This window comes from Paraburkholderia sp. BGA-UO-ETr-F12 (genome assembly GCF_059567945.1).
In genome coordinates this window covers 1-3,585 of sequence record NZ_JCAQOZ010000054.1, presented here as the reverse complement: position 1 = coordinate 3,585, position 3,585 = coordinate 1, and the positions used below count along the sequence as shown (strand labels likewise).

Annotated in this window: 2 protein-coding genes; one reads left to right on the top strand and one right to left on the bottom strand. The window is 59.1% G+C overall.

Translation table 11 applies throughout. The annotated features are described in order from the left end of the window. A partial coding sequence (locus AC57B6_RS24015; protein ID WP_496422229.1) for a Tn3 family transposase occupies nucleotides 1–2,705 on the bottom strand: 2,705 nt, incomplete at its 3' end. A gap of 136 nt (nucleotides 2,706–2,841) precedes the next feature. On the opposite strand from AC57B6_RS24015, the gene AC57B6_RS24010 reads away from it, so the two are divergent. Beyond that, nucleotides 2,842–3,372: a hypothetical protein gene (locus AC57B6_RS24010; protein ID WP_157763860.1), complete on the top strand. Its 531-nt coding sequence runs from the start codon at nucleotides 2,842–2,844 to the stop codon at nucleotides 3,370–3,372. The last annotated feature ends 213 nt before the right edge of the window (nucleotides 3,373–3,585 follow it).

Here is a 3,585-nt window from a genome sequence, read left to right as displayed (position 1 = left end):
ACATCTCCGCCGAACGAAAACCACTTGGCAAAGCCATTATAGGACTCGACCTTGTTGGTTGTGGCGGTGATCTCCTGTCGCAGTTCGTTGCTGCCGAGCCACTCAAGCAGGAATACCGTGCGAACCACCTTGCCAAGCTCCTCGGCCGCCAGGGACAGGCGATTTTTCGGACTGGCCGCACCGAAACGGCGCAGTAGAAGGGGCGATGAAATCGCTCCAGACTGGATCGACAGCGCGAGCTGCATCAGGTCCTTCCAGTGGCGCCCGATGAGTTCCCAGTCAACCGTTTCCGCGAAAAGATCATCGATATGTTTGTATCGGGTCGCAGCATCCACGCGATACAGCTTGAGGTCCTGCCAGTTGCGAATCCGCGGCATCAGCTTGATGCCCAGCAGGTAGGTGAAGGCGAACACCGCAGCCGACTGCCCCTGGGTGTCGGCGTGCACCGTATCGGCCTCAACGCTCAATCCAGCCTTAAGCAGCCCTTCGATCACGTAGATGGCTTCCCATATGCCCGGCGGGATGAAATGCCGGAATACCGCGATATAGTTGTCGGCGACGTGGCGGTAGGCGACCGCGCCCATTTTCCGGTAGCGGAAGTGATAGCCTGCCAGCAGGTTGTTGTCGTAGAAGTCGTACTGGGTGCCGTCGGCTGCCACCGTCTTGCCGTCTCCCCAGTGCTTCGGCAGGTCAAGCCGGAGATAGAGTTCGATCAGCTCGCGTTGTGCACTCTCAAGGCGTTCGAGACTCAAGTGCCGGCGGTTGACGAACGACATCATGTGCGGCGTGATCCTGTCACCCATGTGGCGCGCGGCCTGGGTGGGACCAAGATTGCACCCCATTGCGAAGATGGTAAGCAGGTACCGCTGTTCGGCGTCGCGGATTTTGGGATCATTGCCGCTTAACGGACCAAAGTGTCGTGTGAAATGTGTCCAGTGCTCGATATTGGCGAGTACGTCCAGCAGATTGCGCACAGGCATGCGCTTGACGATCGCCTTTTGCAGGGCCACCGCGCTTTCCGGGATGACCGTCGCCGTGGTGCGACGGACAACAAACTCACCTGCCTTGTTGACCGTCACATGGTCGGACTTCTCGGGAAAACGCTCATCCAACTGGCGTGCGGCATCGGAGAGCCATTCGCGCAGCTGCGCCACAAAGCCGGCACTGCTGTCGGCAATGCCAAGCCTCTCGCTGTATCCCGGCAGGCGCTTCTCACATTCATGCCAGGGCAACAGGTAATCGCGATAGTCTGCAAAGGCATCCGAGCCGGCTACGCACAGGTCTCCGCTGCGCAGTTCCCTCGTCATGGCGGACAGTACGCACAGTTCCAGATAACGCCGGTTTGTCGTCGCACCCTTCTCGGGCGGGCGGAAAACCAGCTTGCGCCAGCGCTCGGAAGCAAAGCTGAGATCGACCTCGACGTTGATCCATTCGCGATGAAGCGATTCGTTCCTGAAAACGACCTCCATTGCCTGCAGCAAGGACTCGGACTGGGTGGTCGAGCTCCATGCCAGTGCATGCGCCAGACGTAGTAGTACTGATCGATGTGCCTTGAAATGCCTCCACAGCAGCGGCAGATAATTTCTGCCGCTGTAGGCCCGGACCTCGGCACAGCTTTCGCGCAATGGTTCGAGGTCGCCCGACGGCGCCAGATATTGGCGAACACGCGCACCAAGTTCGGTGTCGTCGGTATAGTCGTCGAGAATATTGACGACGCCGTCAAGCGTATCGACCAGGCTTTCCATCTGTTCGCGCTGACGTGCCTGGATCTGGTCTAGCTCTTCCCTGGCCCGCTTGTGGATTGCGCCCATACGACGGATGAACATCTCGGCCAGGTCGTCGCGGGCTCGCACGCGCATTTGATGCAGCAACGCGACAATGAGCGTATATCGCCGCTCCGGCAGGGTTTCCTTCAGATTCGCCGCGTCCAGACTCATCGCCTGCGTCGAGAGGGAGCGCAGCTTTGTCGCGGGAACACCTTCCAGCGCATGGTTGAAGTCGCCAAAACCATCGAGCCAGGCAAGATGGTCGACGAGCAGGGAGATATGCTTTCGCGATGGGCGTAAGGCGTATCGCTTGATGGTGTTGTACGCGCTCTGGCGCTGGTTGAATTCGCGCTTGATCAGCCGGTCCAGTTGGGCCTTGTCCTCATCAGAGAGGCGACGCGAGACACGTCGGAACAGCGCTGTTTGAACTCGCGTGTGGATCTGCTCCACAATGGCATCGAGCGTCGAGAACGCGGGCAGTTCGACCTGCTGCTGGATCAGGCTGTCGATGGTTGCATTGATGATGTCCACCGGCTGATCCATCGTCTCGGCGGCCTCATGTGTCGCGCGTACCGCGATTTCGTTGGCATCGGAGCCGTAGTAGGACTGGATGCCGAGAAATTCTCGGATTGCCGCATAGTGACGAAACAAGGCGGGCGACCTTGCCCTGTTGTAGCCGAATGCGGCCTCGGCGCCTATGTTCGCGCTCGCCCGGATGTGCTCGATGACAACGGGGGGAATGGCGTCAACGAAGGGAAAGTAGTGCATCTGCTGAAAGACCTTCAGCAGAACCAGCAGGCCCAGTCTCGAGGACTGGCCACGCGCGTTGCGGCGCACCCACTCAAGCTCTTCGACGTCCGGCGTATAGAACGCCTGCAGTTCCTCCGGTGAAAAACCCTTGGGAAACCTCGGATACGCGGTACGTTCGATGGTCGCCATGCCGGATTCCGGATCTCGAATGGGCTGGCCAGTGTAGCGCAAAAAATCCGGCAAAGCCGTCACACTTGTGCCAGTCTGTGCAACCAGCTGGCCGCTATAATTTTCGGATTCAGAACGCAGCGAAGGGGACAGAAACATGGGCAAAGCCAGCCAGCAGAAAAAATCGTCGCGCGCCCGCAAGCTGGGCACGCGCGACCTGGAGGCATTGCGACGGGGAGCGGTTCAGTCAGGGATCCCCGACGCTATCGTTCTCGATCGTAATGACCTGCCGCCGGAGCAGAAAATCTCCTGGCCCCTCGCCCAACTGCTTCAGGATGAGGTATCCGATCATCCAACACTGGAGGAATATCAGAGCGCACTGACGGCGATAGTTGCGGCGTGGAATACCAGCCTCCTGCCCGAGAGCGAGCGTGCTGAAGCGCTACGTGATCAGATCGGATTCGACAAAAGTGTTCCACCCGAAATACGGCGTGAGGTCACACAGCGCATCGAGCGCCTGATTGAGGAAAAAGTGGCCCGTTTTCCCCATGACCGCCGCCGTATCGTCTCGTGGGAGGCGAGGCTCGAAGGTGACGTACTCCGGGTCGTAGCGGCGGCGTCTGACGGTCCCCGGCACGATACCCTGGAGGATGTCATGCGGGGTTTGCTGCGAACGATGTCCGCGTAAGAGACCGCACATTCAGACCAGTCAGCTAAGGACGCGACCGTCCCGCGCTGACTGACCACGTTGACCTGTCTGCATGCCGACGCGCAAGCGGACGCGATAGCTCAGGGACGCATTCACGGCCCGAGTTCCTTATTCCATCAAAGCATAGAGATCCGTCGCTTCATAACTTTCAGGCTTATGATAGCAATTTGACCGGATCTTGGTCAGATCCCT

Coding starts and splice junctions, on each gene's coding strand:
- AC57B6_RS24010 (WP_157763860.1), top strand. CDS start 2,842: ATGGGCAAAGCCAGCCAGCAGAAAAAATCGTCGCGCGCCCGCAAGCTG.